The organism is Sphingopyxis sp., assembly GCF_035686825.1.
GTDB lineage: Bacteria > Pseudomonadota > Alphaproteobacteria > Sphingomonadales > Sphingomonadaceae > Sphingopyxis.
Window position 1 is genome coordinate 186,613 of the sequence record NZ_DASRYZ010000007.1, and the last position, 21,848, is coordinate 208,460.

Annotated in this window: 16 protein-coding genes; 5 read left to right on the plus strand and 11 right to left on the minus strand. The window is 65.5% G+C overall.

What is annotated here, in order from left to right; all coding sequences use genetic code 11:
• Positions 1–4: 4 nt before the first annotated feature.
• On the minus strand, positions 5–1,564 hold the full coding sequence (locus tag VFG17_RS18710) for a sulfatase (protein ID WP_325030889.1): 1,560 nt from the start codon (positions 1,562–1,564) through the stop codon (positions 5–7).
• Positions 1,565–3,883 carry a beta-glucosidase BglX gene (gene bglX / locus VFG17_RS18715; protein ID WP_325030890.1) on the minus strand — a complete coding sequence of 773 codons (2,319 nt, stop codon included), beginning with the start codon at positions 3,881–3,883 and terminating at the stop codon, positions 1,565–1,567.
• A gap of 247 nt (positions 3,884–4,130) precedes the next feature.
• On the opposite strand from bglX, the gene VFG17_RS18720 reads away from it, so the two are divergent.
• Together VFG17_RS18720 and VFG17_RS18725 are read left to right on the plus strand one after the other, a co-directional pair.
• Positions 4,131–7,166 carry a TonB-dependent receptor gene (locus VFG17_RS18720; RefSeq protein ID WP_325030891.1) on the plus strand — a complete coding sequence of 1,012 codons (3,036 nt, stop codon included), beginning with the start codon at positions 4,131–4,133 and terminating at the stop codon, positions 7,164–7,166.
• 71 nt (positions 7,167–7,237) lie between these two features.
• Entirely contained in the window at positions 7,238–8,740 is a 1,503-nt protein-coding gene (locus VFG17_RS18725) for a glucoamylase family protein (RefSeq protein ID WP_325030892.1), read from the plus strand.
• A 6-nt stretch (positions 8,741–8,746) separates the two neighbouring features.
• On the opposite strand, the gene VFG17_RS18730 is transcribed toward VFG17_RS18725, so the two are convergent.
• The 9 genes from VFG17_RS18730 to VFG17_RS18770 form a co-directional block, all read right to left on the minus strand.
• Positions 8,747–9,613 carry an endonuclease/exonuclease/phosphatase family protein gene (locus tag VFG17_RS18730; protein WP_325030893.1) on the minus strand — a complete coding sequence of 289 codons (867 nt, stop codon included), beginning with the start codon at positions 9,611–9,613 and terminating at the stop codon, positions 8,747–8,749.
• Entirely contained in the window at positions 9,610–10,956 is a 1,347-nt protein-coding gene (locus VFG17_RS18735) for a GH1 family beta-glucosidase (protein ID WP_325030894.1), read from the minus strand. Before VFG17_RS18735 ends, VFG17_RS18730 begins: the two co-directional genes overlap by 4 nt.
• Positions 10,953–11,723 (minus strand): hypothetical protein, encoded by a 771-nt coding sequence (locus tag VFG17_RS18740; RefSeq protein WP_325030895.1) that lies wholly within the window; start codon positions 11,721–11,723, stop codon positions 10,953–10,955. The genes VFG17_RS18735 and VFG17_RS18740 overlap by 4 nt, the downstream gene beginning before the upstream one ends.
• Positions 11,724–11,743: 20 nt before the next feature.
• Positions 11,744–12,559: a carbohydrate ABC transporter permease gene (locus VFG17_RS18745; protein WP_325030896.1), complete on the minus strand. Its 816-nt coding sequence runs from the start codon at positions 12,557–12,559 to the stop codon at positions 11,744–11,746.
• Positions 12,556–13,452 carry a sugar ABC transporter permease gene (locus VFG17_RS18750; protein WP_325030897.1) on the minus strand — a complete coding sequence of 299 codons (897 nt, stop codon included), beginning with the start codon at positions 13,450–13,452 and terminating at the stop codon, positions 12,556–12,558. The genes VFG17_RS18745 and VFG17_RS18750 overlap by 4 nt, the downstream gene beginning before the upstream one ends.
• Complete coding sequence (locus tag VFG17_RS18755; RefSeq protein ID WP_325030898.1) at positions 13,449–14,717, minus strand: extracellular solute-binding protein; 1,269 nt, start codon at positions 14,715–14,717, stop codon at positions 13,449–13,451. Before VFG17_RS18755 ends, VFG17_RS18750 begins: the two co-directional genes overlap by 4 nt.
• A 22-nt stretch (positions 14,718–14,739) precedes the next feature.
• Positions 14,740–15,780 carry a LacI family DNA-binding transcriptional regulator gene (locus tag VFG17_RS18760; protein ID WP_325030899.1) on the minus strand — a complete coding sequence of 347 codons (1,041 nt, stop codon included), beginning with the start codon at positions 15,778–15,780 and terminating at the stop codon, positions 14,740–14,742.
• A gap of 114 nt (positions 15,781–15,894) precedes the next feature.
• Positions 15,895–16,977, minus strand: a complete 1,083-nt coding sequence (locus VFG17_RS18765) for a sn-glycerol-3-phosphate ABC transporter ATP-binding protein UgpC (RefSeq protein WP_325030900.1) — start codon at positions 16,975–16,977, stop codon at positions 15,895–15,897.
• Between the two features lie 22 nt (positions 16,978–16,999).
• Positions 17,000–18,364, minus strand: coding sequence for a sugar MFS transporter (locus tag VFG17_RS18770; protein ID WP_325030901.1), 1,365 nt, complete (start codon positions 18,362–18,364; stop codon positions 17,000–17,002).
• A 259-nt stretch (positions 18,365–18,623) separates the two neighbouring features.
• On the opposite strand from VFG17_RS18770, the gene guaB reads away from it, so the two are divergent.
• Genes guaB through VFG17_RS18785 form a run of 3 tightly spaced genes read left to right on the plus strand, consistent with a single transcriptional unit; the run spans position 18,624 to position 21,844 of the window.
• A complete protein-coding gene (gene guaB / locus VFG17_RS18775) occupies positions 18,624–20,081 on the plus strand; it encodes an IMP dehydrogenase (RefSeq protein WP_325030902.1) in 1,458 nt (485 codons plus the stop codon).
• A 9-nt stretch (positions 20,082–20,090) separates the two neighbouring features.
• The gene (locus VFG17_RS18780) at positions 20,091–21,281 is read left to right on the plus strand and encodes an RsmB/NOP family class I SAM-dependent RNA methyltransferase (RefSeq protein ID WP_325030903.1); all 1,191 of its coding nucleotides are present in this window, start codon (positions 20,091–20,093) and stop codon (positions 21,279–21,281) included.
• Positions 21,282–21,313: 32 nt separating this feature from the next.
• Positions 21,314–21,844, plus strand: coding sequence for a tetratricopeptide repeat protein (locus VFG17_RS18785; RefSeq protein WP_052182159.1), 531 nt, complete (start codon positions 21,314–21,316; stop codon positions 21,842–21,844).
• Positions 21,845–21,848: the final 4 nt, after the last annotated feature.

Here is a 21,848-nt window from a genome sequence, read left to right on the forward strand (position 1 = left end):
CCGCTCAGCGGATGGCGGGCCCGCTCGTGTCGGTATATTCGCGGCGCAGTTCGACCAGCCGCCGCTTCATCGCCGCGATCGGGGCCTTCATCGCCGGGTCGTCGATCCGGTTGTCCATCTCGGCGGGATCACTCTCGAGGTCGTAAAATTCCCACGCGTCGAGCCCTTCGCCATAGAAGCGCACGAGTTTATACCGCTCGCCGCGCACGCCATAGTGCGCGCGCACCGAGTGGAACCCCGGAAATTCATAGTAATGATAATAAACATCTTTGCGCCAGTCGCGCGGCGTGCGGCCGGCCAGCAGCGGCGTCATCGACCGGCCCTGGATCGTCGCCGGGCCCTTCACCCCGGCATAGTCGAGGAAGGTCGGCGCATAGTCGATATTCTGGATCGGCGCCGCGATGCGCGTGCCCGGCCGGATATGCCCCGGATACTGGATCAGGAACGGCGTGCGCATTGATTCTTCATAGATGAAGCGCTTGTCGAACCAGCCATGTTCGCCAAGGTAAAAGCCCTGGTCGGAGGTATAGACGACGATCGTGTTCCGATCGAGGCCGCTTTCCTCCAGATAGTCGAGCACCGCGCCGACGCCTTCGTCGACCGCCGCGATCGTGCCCAGATATTGCTGCATGTAACGCTGATATTTCCACAGCGCGAGGTCGCGGTCCGACAGCGGCGCGGCGTTGAGCCGGTCGTTGTCGGCCTGCATCGCCGCATCCCATTCGGCCTGCTGCGCGTGCGTCATGCGGTCGAATGCGCCCGGCCAGCGATTATAGCGCAGCTGCGCCGATCCTTTCGCGACCGTCATCTTGAGGTCGTGCCCCTCATACATGTCGCGATAGATGTTCATTTCCTGCGTGCCGGCGGCGATACGGCCGCGGTAATCGTCGAAATAGTTTCCGGGCACCGGAAAGGTCACGCCCTGATATTTCCGCACATGGCGCAGCGCCGGCATGAAATTGCGGTGCGGCGCCTTGTGGTGAATCAGGATCGCGAAGGGTTTCGACTTGTCGCGCCCGGTCTTCAGCCAGTCGAGGCTGTACTGCGTGATCAGGTCGGTGGCATAGCCTTCGACGACGCTGCGCCCCTTCGGGGTGATGATGTCGGGATTATAATATTCGCCCTGGTCGTCGAGCACCTTCCAGTCGTCGAAGCCGATGCCTTGGGGCGAATGGTTGATGTGCCATTTGCCGAACATCGCGGTCGCATAGCCCGCCTGGCTCAGCGCGCGTGGCCAGACCCAGACCTTGTTGTCGAACCGCTGGCCGTTCTGCGTAAAGCCGTGCGCGTGGCTCTGGCGTCCGGTGAGCAGCGTCGCGCGGCTGGGGCCGCAGAGCGAATTGCCGACGAAGCTTTGCGTGAAGATCGCGCCATTTTTCGCGATCCGGTCGATGTTGGGTGTCGGCGCGAGCTTCGACAGCGGCGAGCCATAGGCCGAAATCGCCTGATAGGCGTGGTCGTCCGACATGATGTAGACGATGTTCGGGCGCGCGGCCGGCTGCGCCCCCGCCGCGGCAACGAAAGCGAGCGGGAGCGCGAGCGCGACGGGAAGGCGAAAGCGCATCTATTCGGTAAGCTCGAAGCTGGCTTCCTGACCCTCGGCCGACGAAGGTCCTACCCATAGCTTGAACTGGCCGGGTTCGCTGCCCCAGCTCATATCCTGCCGTGTGAAGGCCAGATCGGCGTCGGTCAGGGTGAAGCGGACCGTCCGCTTCTCACCCTTCTTGAGGCCGATCTTCTCGAAGCCTTTCAATTCCTTGACCGGACGCGTCACCGATCCGACGAGATCGCGGACATAGAGCTGCACGACCTCCTCGCCGTCGCGTGCGCCGCTGTTTGTAACCGTAACGCTCGCCGTCAGCGTCTCGCCCGGGCGAATCTTGGCTCTGTCGAGCGTCACCGGCGAATAGGAAAAGCTCGTATAGCTGAGGCCATAGCCGAACGGATAGAGCGGCGTGTTCGGCGTATTGAGGTAGCGCGATACATATTTCGCGTTGGGATCCGCCGGATTGATCGGCCGCCCGGTGTTCTTCATGTCGTAATGGATCGGCACCTGCCCGACGTTACGCGGAAAGGTCACCGGCAGCTTGCCCGACGGATTATACCGGCCATAAAGAACGTCGGCGATCGCGTGGCCGCCCATCGTGCCCGGATACCAGGCCTCGAGGATCGCGTCGACATGGGCGTCGGCCCATTCGATACTGTTCGGTCGCCCGCTCATCAGCACGAGGATGACCGGCTTGCCGGTCTTCTTGAGCTCCTGGAGCAGCGCCAACTGATTGCCGGGCAGGTCGAGCGAGGTGCGGCTCGCCGCCTCGCCGGTCATGTCCCAGCGTTCGCCCATCGCGGCGATGATCACGTCCGATTTCTGCGCCAACGCGATCGCTTCGGCGAACCCGTCGGTCTTGCCCGCGTCGGCGAACGCATAGCTTGCGCCCTTGGCATAGGTGACGCTCGTCCCCTTTGGCGCGCCCGCCTGCATCCCTTCGAGCAGGGTGACCGGCCGCGTCTTGCGGTCGCCCGCCGCCGACCAGCTGCCGATCATATCCTCCTTGCTGTTGCCGAGCGGGCCGATCACCGCGATCGATTTCGCCGCCGCGGCGAGGGGCAGGGCATTGTCCTTGTTCTTGAGCAGAACGATCGACTTGCGCGCGACATCGCGCGCGGCTTCGAGGAAGTCGGCGCGATAGATGGTCGCCTTTTCGCGCGCTTCATCGGAATAGCGATAGGGATCCTCGAACAGGCCGAGGCGGTATTTCATTTCGAGGATCGCCTTCACCGCGGCATCGATGCGCTTCACGTCGACCTTGCCTTCGGCGACCGATTTGGCGAGGTGGTCCATGAACACCGCGCCCTGCAGATCCATGTCGACACCCGCGTTGATCGCCTGCTCGCCGGCTTGCTTGAGGTCTTTCGAATAGCCGTGCGGGACCATTTCGTTGATCGACGTGTAATCGGTTACGATGAAACCCTTGAACCCCCATTTATCGCGCAGCACCTCGGTCAGCAGATAGTGGCTGCCCGACGCCGGCACGCCGTCATATTCGTTGAACGAGGTCATGAAGGTCGCGGCGCCCGCATCGGCTGCCGCCTTGAACGGGGGCAGATAGACGTCGCGCAGCGTGCGTTCCGAAATATCGACCGTGTGATAATCGCGCCCCGCCTGCGCGGCACCGTAAGCGGCGAAATGCTTCGCGGTCGCCAGCACGGTATCGACGCGCTTCAGATCGTCGCCCTGGAAACCGCGCACGCGCGCCGCGGCGATCTTGCTGCCGAGGTAGACATCTTCGCCCGCGCCTTCGGACATGCGGCCCCAGCGCGGGTCGCGCGCGACGTCGACCATCGGCGCGAAGGTCCAGTGAATGCCCTCGGCCGAGGCTTCGGTTGCCGCGATTCGTGCTGCCTTTTCAATGGCTTTTAGATCCCAACTCGCCGATTCGCCGAGCGAGATGGGGAAGATGGTGCGGTGACCGTGGATGACGTCATAGCCGAAGAGCAGGGGAATCTTGAGCCGCGTTTCCTCGACCGCCAGCCGTTGCAGGTCGCGCGTATATTTGGCGGTGAAGGCGTTGAAGATCGACCCGATCCGGCCCTTGCGGATATCGTCCTGATAGCCTTGGCGCATCGTCGGACCGGTCGAATCCCAGTCGCTGGTCAGCAGCGACAATTGGCCGATTTTTTCGTCGAGCGTCATCTTCGCGATCAGTTCGGCGATGAAGCGATCCATCTTCGGATCGGGGCGCATCCATCCCGCCGAATCCTCCAGGGCGGCCTCGCTCTTGCTCGCTGCCGGTTTCGCCATCAGCGGAGCGGGGGTGAGCTGTCCTGCCACCATCAGGGTGGCCAGCGTCAGGCATGTGAGGTTGCGCGTCATCGGCGGCATGATTCGTCCTTCCCGGTCGGGTCTGTTTATACATTTGTCACGCGGATTGGCCGAATTTCGGCCGAAAACCGGCTGGCCCCCGATCGCATCCATCTGTGTCGCTTCCCCCTATACAGCTATCGTGAAACCGGTTACAAATCAAAAAAACAACGACGCGGTTTTCGCGACTCGTCGCTGCACGGTGGCAAGGCCGGGCGGCTGGCAAGGCGAGAGCGGAAATGGTCGGGGCACAAAAAGGGAGGATGCCGTGAAGGTTTCAAATCAATTTCAGATCATGGTCGCGCACCGGCCGCGCGCGCGTCGGTTCGCCGCCGCGCTTGCATGGAGCAGCGCCGGCGCCGCGCTGGCGATCGGCGTCGCAACGCCCGCACATGCCCAGGTTTCGAACGCCTCGCTTCGCGGTACGGTGAAGGCTGAGGGCGGCGTTTCCCAGGTCACCGCGATCAACGTCAACACCGGCCTGACGCGCAGCGTCGCGGTGGGCGCGAACGGCACCTACAATATCGCGTCGCTCCCGGTTGGCACCTATCGCCTTGAGCTGACGACGCCGGGCGGCGTCCGGCGGACCGACGAATTCACGCTGTCGGTCGGACAGAGCGCGGTGCTCGACTTCGATTTCTCGCAGCCCGACATCGCCTCGGCCGAAGGTGACGCGATTATCGTCACCGGCACGCGCATCCGGTCGCTCGAAGGCGGCGAGGTCGGCTCCAACATCACCCAGCGGCAGATCGAAGTGCTGCCGCAGAACAACCGCAACTTCCTCGCCTTCGCCGATCTCGCGCCGGGCGTGCAGTTCGTCACCGGCGGCAACGGGCAATCGCGGTTGCAGGGCGGCGCGCAGGACAGCCGCAGCGTCAATATCTTCATCGATGGCGTGGGGCAAAAGGACTATGTTCTGAAGAATGGCGTCACCGGCCAGGATTCAACGCAGGGCAATCCCTTTCCTCAGCTCGCGGTCGGCGAATACCGGGTCCTTTCGTCGAACTACAAGGCCGAGTTCGACCAGGTGAGCTCGGTGGCGATCACGGCGGTGACCAAGTCGGGCACCAACGAATTCCACGGCGAAGCCTTCATCGACTATACCGACCAGAGCCTTCGCGAAGCGCGTCCGAACGAGCTCACGACGTCCAAGGTCAAGACCAAGGACTTCCAGTTCGGCGGCGCGCTCGGCGGCCCGATCATCAAGGATATGCTGCATTTCTTCGTGACTTATGAAGGCAAGCGGCAGGAAAATCCGGTCGATGTCCGGCCGGGTCTCAACCTGCCGGTCGACTATTTTCCGTCCGAATATCAGGGCGTGTTCGGGCCAACCAACGCAACCTTCAACGAAGATCTTTATTTCGGCAAGCTCAGCTTCCAGCCGTCGAACAGCGACCTGATCGAGGTGTCGGGCAAATATCGCAAGGAAAGTGGCGAGTTTCTGTCGAGCGGCATCAACGCGCGTAGCACGATCAGTTCGCAGGATGTCGAGGAACTGCGCGTGACCGGCCGGTGGGAACATACGGCGGACAATTGGATCAATGATTTCAAGCTGACCTATGAAGACGTCAAGTGGGCGCCGACGCCGGTCGAATTCGGCAACGCGTTCCTCTTCGCCTATGCGGGCCCGTCGCCGACCAATCCGCAGCCGGGCGTGATTGTCCGCGACGATCTTTTGCGGATCGGCGGGGGCGGCAATTATCAGGAGAAAGGCCAGAAAGGCTGGGGCGTTCAGAACGACTTCACCTGGACCGGGTTCGAAGGCCATACGATCAAGGCCGGCGTGAAGGCCAAGTGGGTCGAACTCAACACGCTCCAGCTCGGTAACTTTAACCCCCTCTACACCTATAACACCGCGTTCAATCCGGGCGGCGGCAGTTTCAACGACGATGTTCCGTATCGCGTTCAGTTCGGCGCGCAGACCGGCAACGGCAGCCCGATCGTCAATTCGAAGAATTTCCAGTTCGGCATCTATGTCCAGGACGATTGGGAAGTTACCGACCGGCTGACGCTCAACCTTGGCGTGCGCTGGGATTATGAGCGGACGCCGGCCTATCTCGACTTCGTCCACCCCGCCGACGCGGTGAATGCGGTGTCGCCGGCCAACTATCCGAACCTGATCAACGCCGATTACGACATCAACGACTTCATCTCGACGGGGTCGGAACGCAAGGCGTTCACCGGGGCGTGGCAACCGCGCATCGGCTTCAGCTACGAACTCGACGACGAGGCGCGCTATGTCCTGTTCGGCGGTTTCGGCCGCTCGTATGACCGCAACCAGTTCGACTTCCTGCAACAGGAAATCAGCGTCGGTTCCTATACTACCCGCACGTTCAACTTCATCACGGGCGACCCGGAGAACAGCTGCGTGCCCGGCCCGACCTGCGTTCCCTGGGACCCGATCTATCTGACCGAAGCGGGCCGCCAGCAATTGCTCGCTGGCGCCGGGCCGGGCGGCGGGCGCGAACTGCGTTTCATCGACAACGACCTCAAGGTGCCCTATTCGGACCAGTTCAGCCTGGGTTTCCGTGCTCGCGTGACCCCGCTGTTCGAAGCCGAAGTCGGCTATAGCCACATCGAGAGCAAGGATGGTTTCGCCTATTTGCTCGGCAACCGCCGCCCCGACGGCACCTTCTTCCCGCCGGCGCCGGCAGCGCCGGGATCGCCCTTCGGCTTCGCGCCTCCGGGTTTCGGGTCGATCATCATCGGGACGAACGGTCTCGAAACGAGTGCGGACTCGGGTTATCTCAAGCTCGTCAAAAATTACACCGCGGCGTCGCCGTGGAGCTTTGCGGCGACCTATACCTATACCGAGGCCGAGGAGAATCGGAACTTTGGCGAGGTATTCAGCCTCGATTTCCCGTCGCTCGACGATTATCCGATCACGCGGTCGAGCGGGGTGCGCAAGCATCGCCTCGTCGCGACGGGGTCGGTCGATCTGCCGATCGGCGTCACGCTGTCGGGCAAGTTCCAGATCGCTTCACCGCCCTATCTGAAGCGCTTCATCGACGTCGGCGGCGCCAATCCGTCGCGCAACGTGATCTCGAACGAGGCCGACGGCAACGGCGATCGCTGGGGTTTCCGCCAGATGGACATCGCGATCACCAAATATATCCCGTTCCGGTTCATCAGCGAGGAATCGCGTCTGCGGCTTCGCGTTGACATTCTGAACCTGTTCAACGACCGCAATTATGTCGATTATAACAATGATCCGACGTCGCCCGACTATCTGAGCATTTCGGGCAACGGTGTTGGCGGAAACCCGCCGCGCACGATCAAGCTTTCGGCCGGTTTCTCATTCTGACCGGCTGACCGGGCGCCCGGCTCCGCACCCCCTCCCGCGGGCCGGGCGCCTCAATTTTTCTGGAGTAGTTCATGTCGTTTCGCAGCGGGGTCCTTTTTCTGCCCCTGATCGCGCTGGCTACCGCCTGCACCCCCGGTCCGGCGCCCTCCGCCGCCGCCCCCGCGCCGACGCTGGCGCCCATGACCGAGGCGGCCTTTTCGGAAGAGCTGACCGAGCGCACCTTCCGCTATTTCTGGGACACGACCGATAGGGAGCGGTGCCTCGCGCCCGATCGCTGGCCGAGCAATCCCTTCTCGTCGATCGCCGCGACCGGTTTCGCGCTCACCGCTTTTGGCATCGGCGCCGAGCGCGGTTACGTCACGCGCGCCGAGGCCGCGCAGCGCACCCGCGACTGCCTGAACTTCTACTGGACCGCCCCGCAGGGGCCCGCCGAGACCGGAATGGCGGGCCACAAGGGCTTCTTCTATCACTTCCTCAACAATGAGGACGGAACGCGGCGCGGCAAGACCGAGCTTTCGACCGTCGATACGTCGCTGCTGCTCGGCGGCGTGCTCTTCGCGCAAAGCTATTACGACCGCGACACGCCCGTCGAGGCCGAGATCCGCGACCTTGCCGAGAAAATCTACACCCGCGTCGACTGGACCTTCGTCCAGCGCGAAAACAGCGATATCCCCTCGGCCAATGGCGGCGGGCGGAAGGCGATCGCGATGGGCTGGTATCCCGAACGCGGCGACGGCGGCGATTTCGGCACGCACGACTGGGTCGGCTATAATGAGGGGATGCTCGTCTATATCCTCGCATTGGGTTCGCCGACGCACCCCGTCGGCAAGGATGCGTGGGACAAGGGCTGGGCGGCCGATCTCGAAAAGGATTGGGGCAGCTATTACGGGCAGGATCATCTCCAGTTCGAGCCGCTGTTCGGGCACCAGTACAGCCATGTCTGGGTCGATTTCCGCGGCATCCGCGACGCGTTCATGCGCGGCAAGGGCATCGACTATTTCGAGAACAGCCGCCGCGCGACGCTGGCGCAGCGCGCCTATGGTGCCGACAATCCGAACAAATGGTCGGGTTACAGCGCCGATATCTGGGGCTGGACCGCCTCCGACGGGCCCGGCTATTCGGAAGGCAAATATAGCGTCAACGGCACGCCGCGGAACTTCAACGGTTATATGGCGCGCGGCGTCAGCGCGATCCGCGTCGTCGACGACGGCACGATCGTCCCGACCGCGGCGGGCGGCTCGGTCGCTTTCGCGCCCGAGGCGGCAATCCCCGCGCTGATGGCGATGCGGACGCAATATGGGCCCAGGCTCTATACGCGCTATGGTTTCAAGGATGCGTTCAACCCCAGCTTCGCCTTCACCGATTTCGGTTCGAAATCGGGCGCGGTCGACCCCGTCCACGGCTGGGTCGCGAACGATTATCTCGGCATCGATCAAGGACCGATCCTCGCGATGATGGAGAACCATCGCAGCGGACTGGTGTGGAAGGTGATGCGCAAGAATCCGCATATCGTCCGCGGATTGAAGCGCATCGGTTTCACCGGCGGCTGGCTGGATCAGGCCAAGCCCGAATAGGGTGCCTCAGCAATCCTTTCCGATACAAAGATCCGCAACCACCGGATAATGATCGGAGGGCAGCTTGCCGCCGGTCTGGTCGGTCAGCGTCGCATGGCGCAGAACCTTCACCTCGTCGCTGACGAAGATATGGTCGATCGGGCTCGCGTCCATCCGCGCGATGTCGAAGCCGGTGAAGGTGCCGAGCGGGCCGTAGTGCGGCGTGCGGCTGATCGTGCGGCTGTCGTGCAGCGCGCCCTTGCCCGGCTCGACGATCGCGGCATAGGCGGTGCTCGTCGCCGGGCTGTTGAAATCGCCCATCAGCACCGCACTCTCGCCCGGCTTGCGCTCGCCGTCGATCCAGCGGCGGATCTGCCGGGCGCTTTCCTGCCGCGCGACCTCGCCGACATGGTCGAAATGGGTGTTCACGACGAGCAAATCGCGCTTCGCCGTCCGGTCGTGCAGCCGCGCCCAGGTCGCGATGCGCGGCAGCGCGGCGTCCCAGCCCTTGCTCGGCACATCGGGCGTCGGCGACAGCCAGAAAGTGCCCGATCCGGTCAGCGCGAAGCGGTCGCGGCGGAACCCCAGCATCGAATATTCGCCTTTCTCCTTGCCGTCGTCGCGCGCGACGCCGACGAATTGATAGGCGGGCAGATCGGCCTCGACGGCTTGCTTCTGGTTCTGCAGCACCTCCTGCATCCCGACGAGGTCGGGCGCCTGATAGGCGACGAGCGCGATCAGCGCCGCGCGGCGGTGCGGCCAGGCGTTGCCGCCGTCCGACGCGATATCGAGCCGGATATTATAGGTCATCGCTTCATAATGATCGGCGCGCTCTTTCGCTGCCGCGGGCAGCGCAAGCAGTGCCGCCGCGAGGAGCAGGGCTTTGCGGGTCATCCGAGATTTCCTCCGTTGGCGGCGATCACGCTGCTATAGAAACGCGCGCTGCGCTTCGGCGTGCGGGCCTGCGTTTCATAATCGACATGGACGATACCGAACCGCTTCGAAAAGCCCAAGGACCATTCGAGATTGTCGAGCAGCGACCATGCCATATAGCCGCGCACGTCGACACCCTGCCGGATCGCATCGCCGATCGCCGAGATATGGGTGCGGAGGTAATCGCAGCGCAGCGGATCGTCGATCCCGTCGGGGCCGGCCTTGGGCGGGTCATAGAAGGCGGCGCCGTTTTCGGTGATATAGACGGGAATGTCGCCATAGGTGTCGCGAAACCAGATCAGCATGTCGGTGAGCGCGGGTGGATAGACTTCCCAGTCGGTGGTCGTGTGCGTCGCGACCTGCCGCACCGGCGACGCGCCGACGGGCCATTGATGCGGGTCGGCCTTCACGACGTTGCGGGTGTAATAGTTGATCCCGATGAAATCGAGCGGCTGGCAGATGTCCTTAAGATCCTCGGCCGACCATTGGGGCCAGGCTTCGCCGAAGATTTCGGCGAGTTCTTCGGGATAAGCGCCTTTGAGCGCCGGGTCGAGATATTGGCGGTTCATATAGGCGTGGGCGCGCGCGGTCGCGGCGACATCCTCCGCGCTGTCGCTCGCGGGATATTTGGGCTCGATGTTGACGACGAGGCCGATCTCGTGTGCGCCTTCGCTGCGATACGCCTGCACCGCGCGGCCGTGCGCGCGCATCAGATTGTGGCTCGCGATCGGCGTCTCGAACAGGTTGCGATGCCCGGGGGCGAGCGCGCCGTGCAGATAGCCGCCGTCGGTGATCACCCACGGCTCGTTCAGCGTCACCCACTTCTTCACCCGCCCGTCGAGGCGGCGGTACATCACCGAACCATATTCAGCGAACCAGTCGGCGCTGTCGCGGTTGAGCCAGCCGCCCTTGTCGTCGAGCGCCGCGGGCAGGTCCCAATGGTGGAGCGTCAGCAGCGGTTCGATGTCGTGCTTCAGCAGTTCGTCGACCAGCCGTTCGTAGAAATCGAGCCCGGGTTCATTCACGCGCCCGATACCCTCGGGCAGCACGCGGCCCCAATTGACGCTGAAACGATAGGCCTTGAGCCCCAATTCCTTCATCAGCGCGACGTCGGCGGGCATGCGGTTATAATGGTCGCATGCGACGTCGCCGGTGTCGCCCTTCGCCGCCATCAGCCGGGGGTCGTGGCTGAAGCGCTGCCAGATGCTTGCGCCCGCGCCGTCGGCGAGCGGCGACCCCTCGATCTGATAGGCCGCGGTCGCCGCGCCCCACAGGAAATCGTCGGGGAAAATCGTCTTCGTCATTTTCTTTCCTTGGTCTTCTTGTTTGCCGCCGCGTCGGGCGGCGTGGGGAGGCGGTGAGAGAGCAGCCAGAGATAAAGCGCGGGATCGTCATAGGCCGGGTCCCAACTGTTATGTCCGAGGTCTGGGTAGATGGTCAGCCGCGAAACCCGGCCGCCGCAGGCGCGGATCGCGCGCGCCATCGCGAAGCTGCCCTCGGGTACGACGACATCGTCGCGGTCGCCGTGAAAGGCCCAGATCGGCGTGTCTTTGAGCGCGCAAGCGGTCGCCGTCTCGCCGCGCCCCGCGACCGGCGCGACCGCCGCGAAGCGGTGCGGCTCGGCCGCGGCCCAGCGCCAGCTCGCATGGCCGCCGCGGCTGAGCCCGGTCAGATAGATGCGCGTGCGGTCGATGCGCAGCGTCTTGGTCACATGATCAAGCAGTTCGTCGAGCTTCGCGACGTCCCAGTCCTGATCGGCGCCGAGCAGCGGCGAGACGGTGACGAAGGGAAAGTCGGGGGTGCGGTCGGCGATCTTCGGTGGGCCGTGGACCTTGACCTTGGCGACGTCGTCGCCGCGCTCGCCCGATCCGTGGAGGAAGATCAGCAGCGGCCAGTTCGCCTTGGAATCGGCGGTGTAGCCGCGCGGCAGGAACAGCTGATAAGGGTAATTGCCCGCCTCGATCGCGGGTTGCGGGTTTTGGCCGTCGCCTTGGGCGAAGGCTGGCGGGGAGAAAGCCAACGCGATGGCCGCGAGCGGAGCAAAGACGAACGAGTTTTTGGACAGCTTCAACAAATTGCTCCTGATAAATTTCATCCCTTCACGCTCCCGGTCAGAAGCCCGCTCAGATAATAGCGTTGCAGCGCGAGGAAGAGGATGAGGACGGGAAGGGTGGTGACGACCGCGCCGGCCATCATGATCTCATAATCCTGCACATTCTGGCGGCTGTTCGCGGCGAGCGCGACGGGCAGCGTGTAGAGGTCCTGATCGGCGAGGATGATCAGCGGCCACATGAAATCGTTCCAGCTCGACAGGAAGACATAGAGCGCCAGCGTGACGATGATCGGGGTCAGGATCGGCAGGACGATCCGGCGCAATATCTGCCCCTCGCTCGCGCCGTCGATGCGCGCCGCCTCGAGCATCTCGTCGGGGATCGACAGACAATATTGGCGCACAAGGAAAATGCCGAAAATCCCCGCGAGCCACGGCACGAGCGCGCCGGCATAGCTGTTGACGAGCCCCATCGCCTTGAGTTCGAGGAACAGCGGCAGCATCCCGATCTGCCCCGGCACGACGAGCGCCGCGACGAGCAAACGGAAGGTGGCGTCGCGGCCCCTGAACCGCAGCTTGGCGAAGGCATAGCCCGCCGGAATCGTGAAGAGCAGCGCGAGGCCCGTCGCGAGCGTCGAAACGAGGATGCTGTTGAGCAGGAAGCGGCCGACGCCGAAACTGCCGAAGAGCAGATGGTAATTTTCGAGCGTCGGGCTCGCGGGCCACAGCGGCGGCGGAAAGTGCGCCGCCTCGCCGCGCGCCATCAAGCTGACCGAGATCATCCAGAGTAGGGGCGCGATCGTGACCAGCGCGACGAGCGCGGCGAGCAGGGTGACGGACCAGCGGTGCAGGCTCATATCGCACCGCTCCGCTTTGCGAGGCGTAATTGCACCAGCGTCACCGCGAGGATGCAGAGGAAGAGCAGGAAGGCGACCGCCGCGCCCGACCCCAGGTTCCACCATTTGAACCCCTCCTCATACATGAAATAGAGGATGGTGACGGTCGACTGGGCGGGGCCGCCCTGCGTCATCACATAGGGTTCGGCGAACAGCTGGAACATGCCCGCGACGGTGAGCACCGAGACGAGCAGCACCGTCGGCGCGATCGCGGGCAGGGTGACGTGGCGGAGCCGCGTGAACCACCCCGCGCCGTCGATCCGCGCCGCCTCGTCGAGTTCGCGCGGCACCGTCTGCAGCGCGGCGAGGAAGATGATCATATTATAGCCGAAAGTCTTCCACCCCACGAAGAGCAGGATCGCGGGCAGCGACGCGGTCGGACTGCCCAGCCAGTCGACCGGCGGCACCCCGAAGAAGGAGAGCAGATAGTTGAGCAGCCCGTAACGCGTGTGGAGCAGGTAGCGCCACACCACCGCGGTGGCGACGAGCGTCGTGACATAGGGCGCGAACAAGGCGACGCGCCACACCGGCCGCCATTTGAGCCAGCGCGAATTGACCAGCATCGCGGCGAACAGTGACAGCGCGACGATGAAGGGGGTGCCGACCGCGACGAACAGCAATGTGTTCGTCATCGCTTTCCAGAACAGCGGATTTTCGAGCAGACGCTCGTAATTCTGGAAGCCGACGAAGCGCAGGTTTCCGATGTCGGCGAGCGCGTAAATGTCGAAATCGGTGAAGCTCAGAAACAGCGAGGCGATCGCGGGCAGCACGAAGAAGAGCAGGATCGCCGCGAGCGCCGGCGACGACATCGCCCAGCCCGCGCGCGCCTCGCTCGCCCGGCCGACCGCTTTCATAGTGCCCGCCCCTTATCGAGCATCCATCGCCGCTTTTCGAGCAGCCGGTCGGCGCGCGCGTCGATCTCCTTCGCGGCCGCATCGACGCTATATTGCCCGCGCACCATGCGCTCGGCGACGATCTGCATCTCGGTGACGATCCGCTCCCACTCGGGCACCTTGGGCAGCGCGGTTGCGCGTTCGAGCTGGACGCGGAAGGGCGCGACCGCGGGGTCGCGCATCAGCCCCGCCGCGGTCCACACCGAGCGCCGCGCGGGCAGGTCGCCCGTCGCCTCGTGAAGCGCGAGCTGCGCGACCGACGCTGTCAGCCGCGCCACCAGATCCCACGCCGCCTTGCCATGCGCGCTCCCGGCAAAGACCACGAGGCTCGACCCGCCCGGGGCTGCCGATCCGATGCCTTCGGGGCCGGGGTTCACGGCGGTGCCCCAATCGTCCTGCCGCTCGGGGCCGAGGCGGCGCTTCATGTCGCCGATCGTCCACGGGCCCGACAGGAACAGGCTGAAATGGCCGCGCCCGAATTCGGTCCAGACATTCGAAATCTGCGCCATCGAAACCCGCGGCGCGAGCCCCTCGTCGAACAGCGATTTATAGAAAGCCAGCGCGGCCTTGAACTCGGGTTCCGAAAAGGCGCCGCGCCCGCTCTCGTCGCGCAGCATCCGCGCCCCCGCCGACAGCGCCAGCGTCGTCAGCTGCTCATATTCGTTGAGCGGATAGAGCAGCGCGAAATTGCCGTCGCCCGCTTGTTTTTTCACCTTGTGAAGCGCCGCCTTCCACTCCGTCCAGTCGGACGGCGGCGCGGCATAGCCCGCGCGCGCGAACAGATCCTTGCGATAAAATTGCAGCCGCGTGTCGACATACCAGGGGACGCCCCACGTCTTTCCCGCGATGCGGTTGGTGTCGATCACCGCGCCGAACTGGTCGGCGAGCAGGCGCCTCGCATATGGAGGAACCGGCTCGATCGCGCCGATGGCGGCCAATTCGGCGATCCAGCTGTTGCCGACCTGCCCGACGCTCGGCAGCGACCCGCCGGCAAAGCCCGTGAGCAATTTCTCGTGCGCCGCGGTCCATGGCAGCGGCTGGACCGCGATCGGCGGCGCGTCGGCGGGCCAGGCGATGCCCCCCAGCAGCGCGGGCAGGCTCGCCGCCTCATTGCCCATCGCCCAGATCGTGAGTTCATCGTTCGGGCGCGCGTCGCAGCCGCCGAGCAGCGAGGCGAGGGGCAGCGCGGCGAGCACGCCGGTCATATGGCGGCGCGTCAGCTGCATCGGCAAAGGCGCGCCAGTCGGCTCACGTCGGCGACGCTCCCGCTGCAGCGCTCGCTCGTGGGGCGCCGGGCAGGCTCGCGGTGGTGCCGCGCGCGATGAGGTTAGGGTTCAGGATCGTCGCGCTCGCCGCGGCGAGCGTGTCGCCGCGAAGCAGGCGGAGCAGCATCATCATGCCGGTCGACCCCAGCCGGTCGATATTGACCTGCATCGTCGTCAGTCCGGGGCTCAGGTGACGCGCGAGCGGAATGTCGTCGAAGCCCGCGACCATCACGTCGCCGGGCACCGACACGCCCGCGCGCGCCAGTTCGGCGATCAGCCCGACCGCCATCTGGTCGTTCGCGGCAAAGACCGCATCGGCGGGAAGCTGCCCCTCGACGATCAGCCGCGCCGCCTTCTCGCCGCTTTCCTCCGAAAAATCGCCGGGCAGGATCACCGGGCTGCGTTCCTTGGCGATCTTCGCCATCGCGTCGACAAAGCCGCGCTGGCGGTCGCGCGCGTCGCGGTTGTGCTTGGGCCCCGCGATATGGACCACCTGCCGCGCGCCCTGTGCCAGGAGCGCCTCGGTCATCGCATAGGCGCCGCGATAATTGTCGACCGCCACGAATGGCAGGTCGAGCGAACCCGCATCATAATTGAGCAGCACCGTGGGCAGCGCCGGATCGAGATAGTCCGACAGCAGTTCGGGCTTCAGATCGGGCGGCATGACGAGCAGCCCGTCGACGCGGCCGCGCATCGCGGCGATCGCCGCGGCGGTCTCGTGCGTGCTGCCGTGCATGTTGCCTAGGAGCAGGTGCATCCCCGATTCATGCGCGACCAGGTCGATACCGCGGATGATTTCGGAAAAGAATTCGCCGAACAGGTCGGGCAGGATGACCCCGACGGTGTCGGTCTTGCGCCGCGTCAGGCTGCGCGCGCCGCTGTGGGGAACGAAGTTCAGCTTCTTGACCGCCGCCATCACCGCCGCGCGCGTCGGCGCGGTGACATTGCCGAGCCCGTTGATCGCGCGCGACGCCGTCGCGACCGAAACTCCCGCCTCGCGGGCCACATCCCTCAATGTCGCCATGCCGCTGGCCCCCTTTCCCTCATATGGCGCCGGGCCGCCGATGCGACTCCGTTGCTCTTTCGCCGGGCGCGGAAACGGCAACAGCGTAACCGGTTACAATGGCGAAATGCAAGGTCATTTCCCCATCGTCTCCAACGCTTTGCCGTCGGCGTCGAACAGGTGGAGATGGCAGGGTGCGAAGGACGCGGCGACCGTGTCGCCCTCGCCGAGGCTGCCGTCGTCGCGCAACTGGCACGCGAGGGGGACGCCCGCTTCGCGCGCGCCGAGATGCAGCGTCGCCAACCCGCCGAGCCGCTCGATAAAGCTGATGGTGAAGGGCAGCGCGCCCGGCGCATCGCCGATCGCGATATCGTCGGGCCGGATGCCGATCGACAGCGGCGTCCCGGCCGCCAGCGGCGCCGCGAGCGCGGGCAGGGCGATGCCGCGGCCGTCGGCCAGCATTGCGCGCCCGTCTTCGGCCATCGTCGCGGGCAGGATGTTCATCCGCGGCGTCCCGAGAAACTGCGCGACGAAGATATTCGCCGGCCGGTCATAAAGTTCGCGCGGGGTGCCGACCTGTTCGATCCGCCCTCCGCGCATCACGATGATGCGGTCGGCGAGCGTCATCGCCTCGACCTGATCGTGCGTCACATAAAGCGTCGTCGTGCCGAGCTGGCGGTGAAGCTCGGCAAATTCATAGCGCATCCGCACGCGCAGATCGGCGTCGAGATTCGACAGCGGCTCGTCGAACAGGAAAATCTGCGGCTGGCGGACGATCGCGCGTCCGATCGCGACGCGCTGCCGCTGCCCGCCCGACAGTTCCGCGGGCTTGCGATCCAGCAGCGCCTCGATGTTCAATATCGCCGCCGCGCGGCGCACCGCGGCATCGATGGCAGCTTTGTCCATCTTCGCGATGCGCAGCCCGAACGCCATATTCTCATAGACGGTCAGGTGCGGATAGAGCGCATAGGATTGGAAGACCATCGCGATCCCGCGTTCCGACGGCGCGAGGTTGGTGACGTCGCGGTCGCCGATGCGGATACGGCCGTTCGTCAGTTCCTCAAGCCCCGCGACCGATCGCAAAAGCGTCGATTTGCCACACCCCGACGGCCCGACGATCACGGTGAATTCGCCGTCGGCGACCGCGATCGACACATCCTTCAGGACCTCGGTCGCGCCGAAGCTCTTGCGCGCGCTCTCGATCGACAATCCGGCCATGATCCCCCGCGTTCCCCGATCCTCAGTGGACCGTGACGCCCGCGCCCGCCTGCCGCACGGGCGCGCGCCCGGCGGCGATGGCAAAGACGCACAGCGCGACATAACAGGCGGCGGGCAAAATCAACGCGGCGGTATAGCCGACAGCGCCCGACAGCAGGCCGATCAAATAGGGGATCGCCGCGCCGCCGACGATCGCGGTGCACAGCAGCCCCGACGTCGCCTCGGCGCGCGCGGTCGAGCGTTCGAGCGTCAGCGTGAAGATCACCGGAAACATGATCGAATTGAACAGGCCGATCGACAGCGCGACGAAGCCCGCGCTCACCCCGCCGACGAACACGATATAGAGGCAGAGCAGCGCCGCGATGGCGGTAAAGATGACGAGCAGCTTCGATGCCGAGAAACGCGCGAGCAGCACCGATCCGATCGCGCGGCCTACCATCGCGCCGCCCCAATAGAGCGCGACCGCCTTGCCCGCTTCCTGCAACGACACGCCGGGAACGCCGTCGCTGCCCATGATCCAGCCGAATGTGCCGAAAGGCGCATCGGACTGGCCCCAGATCGCATCGCTGTTGAGGAACAGCGCCATCTGCGTCCCGATCGCGACTTCGGCGCCGACATAGAGGAAGATCGCGACTCCGCCGAGCAGCGCCCAGCGCGACGAAAAGGCCTCGCGGATCAACTCGCCCATTCCGGCGCGCTCGCCGATCGGCGCGGGCGGCACCGCTTCGTTGACGATGCGCCGGCTGAACCAGAAGAAGAACAGCAGCGCGATGATCAGGCCGCAAATCCAGAAATAGGCCGCGTCGATCCCGCCGAGCGCCTGCGCGCGCACCGCTTCGGTCACCACGGTGCCTTCCTTGACCTCGACGCCTTCGAGGAACAGATGCGCGCCGATCAGCGGGCCGAGGAAGGTGCCGAAACTGTTGAAGGTCTGGCTGAAGGTCAGGCGGAAATGGCTGCGTTTCGGATCGCCGAGCGCCGCCGCGAGCGGGTTCGCCGCGACCTGCAGGATGGTGATGCCGCTCGCGAGGATGAACAGGCCCGCGAGCACGAGCGGATAGACGGCGAGGTTTGCCGCCGCGAGCATGACGAGGCAGCCGACGACCATCGTCGACAGCGCGGTCAGGATCGACGGCACCGAATGAAAGCGCGCGATCAGCGCCGCGGCGGGGAAGGACATCAGGCCATAGGCGATGAAAAAGGCCGATGCCGACAATTGCGCCTCGGCATCGCTCAGCGTGAAGATACCCTTCACCGCGGCGACCAGCGGGTCGATCAGCGACGTTATGAAGCCCCAGGCGAAAAACAGCACGGTCACCGCGGCAAAGGCCGCCATGGCATTCGACCGGCCGCTACTGTGAGCGGTCGCCTGGCTGGGCAGGTTCATTCGGAATATCCTCTTCGCCGTTACTATGTTATGCGGCGGGTCTAACGGGGCCTCGGAAGCAATGCAACCGGTTACATCGGCATCGATGCCGCGCGCCTCCGCGCTGCTCCGGCGGCCCTCCCGAATCGCGTGAAATAATCGTTCGTCCCCCACTGGCGCGCGCGGGCGCGACTGGTTACATGGGCCGCCACCAAATGATTCGCGTGTGCCGCCCCGAAAGCTTGGGGGCAGGCGCCGCCCGCACCAGAAAGTGGCATCCATGGAAATCATCACCGGCCTGACCTTCGACGACGTGCTGCTGGTGCCCGGCGCGTCGGACATCCTTCCGTCGGACGCCAATCTGTCGACCCAGCTGACCAGCGAAATCAGCCTCAACATCCCGGTCCTGTCGTCGGCGATGGACACGGTGACCGAGGCCGACATGGCGATATTGATGGCGCAGATCGGCGGCATCGGCGTGCTTCACCGCAACCTGACCGTCGAGGAACAGGCCGCCGCGGTGCGGCAGGTCAAGCGTTTCGAAAGCGGCATGATCGTCAACCCGATCACCATCACCCCCGACGCGCCGCTCTCCTACGCGACCGCCTTGATGGATCAGCACCGGATTTCGGGCATTCCGGTCGTCGAAACGGGCGGCAAGCTCGTCGGCATCCTGACCCACCGCGACGTGCGCTTCGCCGACAATCCGGGGCAGCCGGTGCGCGAGTTGATGACTGCCGAAAATCTCGCGACCGTGCGCGCCGGGGTCGGGCAGGACGAGGCGCGCAAATTGCTCCACCAGCGCCGCATCGAAAAATTGCTCGTCGTCGACGACGATTATCACTGCATCGGCCTGATCACCGTCAAGGACATGGAAAAGGCGGTCAATTTCCCCGACGCGACGAAGGATGGGAACGGCCGCCTGCGCGTCGCCGCGGCGACGAACACCGGCGATAGCGGCGTCGAACGCGCCGAGGCGCTGCTCGAGGCCGAATGCGACCTCATCGTCGTCGACACCGCGCACGGCCACAGCAAAGGCGTCGGCGAGACCGTTGCCCGGATCAAGAAATTGTCGAACCGCGTGCAGGTGCTCGCGGGCAATGTCGCGACCGGCGACGCGACCAAGGCGCTGATCGACGCGGGCGCCGACGGCGTGAAGGTCGGCATCGGACCGGGTTCGATCTGCACCACCCGCATCGTCGCGGGCGTCGGAGTGCCGCAGCTCACCGCGATCCTCGACAGCGTCGAGGCGGCGTCGAAGCTCGGCGTGCCGGTGATCGCCGACGGCGGCCTTCGCACCTCGGGCGACGTCGCCAAGGCGCTTGCGGCGGGCGCGTCGAGCGTCATGGTCGGATCGATGCTCGCGGGCACCGCCGAGGCGCCGGGCGAGACCTTCCTCTATCAGGGGCGCACCTATAAAAGCTATCGCGGCATGGGCAGCGTCGGGGCGATGGCGCGCGGCTCTGCCGACCGCTATTTCCAGCAGGATATCAAGGACCAGATGAAGCTGGTTCCCGAGGGCATCGAGGGTCAGGTGCCGTTCAAGGGGCCCGCGAAGGACGTCATCCACCAGATGGTCGGCGGCGTGAAGGCGGCGATGGGCTACACCGGCAGCCGCACGCTCAAGGATTTCCGCGAGCGCGCCAAATTCGTGCGCATCACCAATGCGGGCCTCCGCGAAAGCCATGTTCACGACGTCGCGATCACGCGCGAGGCGCCGAATTATCCGGCGGGCTGAGGCCGGCCGGTGACGCCCGCAGCGCGCATCCAGGCGGCGATCGAGATTCTCGACGCCATCGCCGCCGCCGCGCGCGAGGGCGGGGCGCCCGCCGACGCGATCTTCGCCGAGGCGATGCGCGCGCGCCGCTATGCGGGGTCGAAGGACCGCCGTGCGATCCGCGGCCATGTCTATGACGCGATCCGCGCCGTGCGCTCGGCGCCCGCCTCGGGCCGCGCGGCGATGCTCGCGTTCGCCGATGCGCAGCCCGAACTCGCGGCGCTCTTCGACGGCTCGCCTTACGGACCCGCGCCGATCGCCGCCGACGAACCGCGCGCCGAGGCCGGGCTCGCCGCCCAGGCGCTGATCGACCTCTTTGATCCGCTCGTCGGCGAAGACGAGCATGACGCGATGCTGACGCGCGCGCCGCTCGACCTCCGCGCCAACCGCATCAAGGCGACGCGCGACGATCTCGCCGATCTCTTTCCCGAAGGCGAAGCGATCCCCGGCGGTCCCGACGGCTGGCGCCTGCCGCCCGAAACCGCCGCCATCCAGCATCCCGCCTATGCCGAAGGCCGCTTCGAGGTGCAGGATGCCGCGAGCCAATATGCCTCCGCGGCTTTGGACGCCGCGCCCGGACAGGCGATCGTCGATCTTTGCGCGGGCGGTGGCGGCAAGACGCTCGCGATCGCCTCACTCACCAGCGACGACGCCGACATCCTCGCGTGCGACACCAACCGCGCCCGCCTCCAGCAACTCGCGCCGCGCGCCGAACGCGCGGGGGCAACGCGCATCGAAACGCGCCTGCTCAATCCCGGGCAGGAGCCCGCGATGCTCGCCGACTGGCGGGGCAGGGCGGCGCGCGTCTTCGTCGATGCGCCCTGCTCGGGCAGCGGCACCTGGCGGCGCAGCCCCGAACTGCGCTGGCGCCTCACCCCGGCGCGGCTCGACCGCCATCTCGCCGATCAGGCGAAGCTGCTCGCCATCGGCGCCGATCTGGTGGCGCCCGGCGGCAAACTTCTCTATGCTGTCTGCTCGGTTATCGCGCGCGAGGGGCGGGCACAGGTGGATGATTTTCTGAACCGGAATCCGGGCTGGACGGCCGACGCGGGCTATCTCCCCGAGGCTATCGGCCGCGCCGCGGGCGCGGGTTTCCTGCTGACTCCGGGGCACGACGGCTGCGACGGATTTTTTCTCGCACGGCTGACATCGCCATGTTAGCATCCCCTGCAATGAAGCGATGGGAGAATGCGATGCGCATCAGTTTTCTGGCTATTGGCGCCGGCCTTGTTCTGGCCAGCCTGCCGACCGCCTCCGATGCCCAGCGCGCCGACAACGACATCTTCCCCCGCTCGATCGCGCTCCAGCAGGAAGGGCATCAGGCGCAGGAAGCCGGCGACCTCGACCAGGCGATCGACTTCTATGAATCGGCGCTCGCCGCCGACCCGCGCAACCGTTCGGCGATCATCGCGCTGGCGCAGGTCGCGCGCGCGCAGGGGCTGCCGGGCAAGGCGATCGGCCTCTATCGCGAGGCGCTGATCCTCGAACCCAAGGACATCGTCGCGCTGACCGGGCAGGGCGAGGCGCTCGCCGACAAGGGGGCGCTCGAACTGGCGCGCGAAAAGCTCGCCGAGGCCGAGCGCGTCTGCGGCGCCAAATGCCCGCAAGTCGCCGCGCTCGAAAAGACGATCGCGTCGAGCGCGTCGAAACGGGTCGTCGCCGCGGAGGCACTGGTGCCGACGCCGGTCGTCGCGACGGTCAAGCCCGCCACCGGCCAGAACTGAGAAA

What these genes read in the sequence shown, in the direction of transcription:
- guaB (WP_325030902.1), top strand. Translation starts at nt 18,624, where the DNA reads ATGGAAATCATCACCGGCCTGACCTTCGACGACGTGCTGCTGGTGCCC.
- VFG17_RS18765 (WP_325030900.1), bottom strand. Translation starts at nt 16,977, where the DNA reads ATGGCCGGATTGTCGATCGAGAGCGCGCGCAAGAGCTTCGGCGCGACC.
- VFG17_RS18725 (WP_325030892.1), top strand. Translation starts at nt 7,238, where the DNA reads ATGTCGTTTCGCAGCGGGGTCCTTTTTCTGCCCCTGATCGCGCTGGCT.
- VFG17_RS18760 (WP_325030899.1), bottom strand. Translation starts at nt 15,780, where the DNA reads ATGGCGACATTGAGGGATGTGGCCCGCGAGGCGGGAGTTTCGGTCGCG.
- bglX (WP_325030890.1), bottom strand. Translation starts at nt 3,883, where the DNA reads ATGCCGCCGATGACGCGCAACCTCACATGCCTGACGCTGGCCACCCTG.
- VFG17_RS18755 (WP_325030898.1), bottom strand. Translation starts at nt 14,717, where the DNA reads ATGCAGCTGACGCGCCGCCATATGACCGGCGTGCTCGCCGCGCTGCCC.
- VFG17_RS18730 (WP_325030893.1), bottom strand. Translation starts at nt 9,613, where the DNA reads ATGACCCGCAAAGCCCTGCTCCTCGCGGCGGCACTGCTTGCGCTGCCC.
- VFG17_RS18745 (WP_325030896.1), bottom strand. Translation starts at nt 12,559, where the DNA reads ATGAGCCTGCACCGCTGGTCCGTCACCCTGCTCGCCGCGCTCGTCGCG.
- VFG17_RS18710 (WP_325030889.1), bottom strand. Translation starts at nt 1,564, where the DNA reads ATGCGCTTTCGCCTTCCCGTCGCGCTCGCGCTCCCGCTCGCTTTCGTT.
- VFG17_RS18770 (WP_325030901.1), bottom strand. Translation starts at nt 18,364, where the DNA reads ATGAACCTGCCCAGCCAGGCGACCGCTCACAGTAGCGGCCGGTCGAAT.
- VFG17_RS18785 (WP_052182159.1), top strand. Translation starts at nt 21,314, where the DNA reads ATGCGCATCAGTTTTCTGGCTATTGGCGCCGGCCTTGTTCTGGCCAGC.
- VFG17_RS18750 (WP_325030897.1), bottom strand. Translation starts at nt 13,452, where the DNA reads ATGAAAGCGGTCGGCCGGGCGAGCGAGGCGCGCGCGGGCTGGGCGATG.
- VFG17_RS18735 (WP_325030894.1), bottom strand. Translation starts at nt 10,956, where the DNA reads ATGACGAAGACGATTTTCCCCGACGATTTCCTGTGGGGCGCGGCGACC.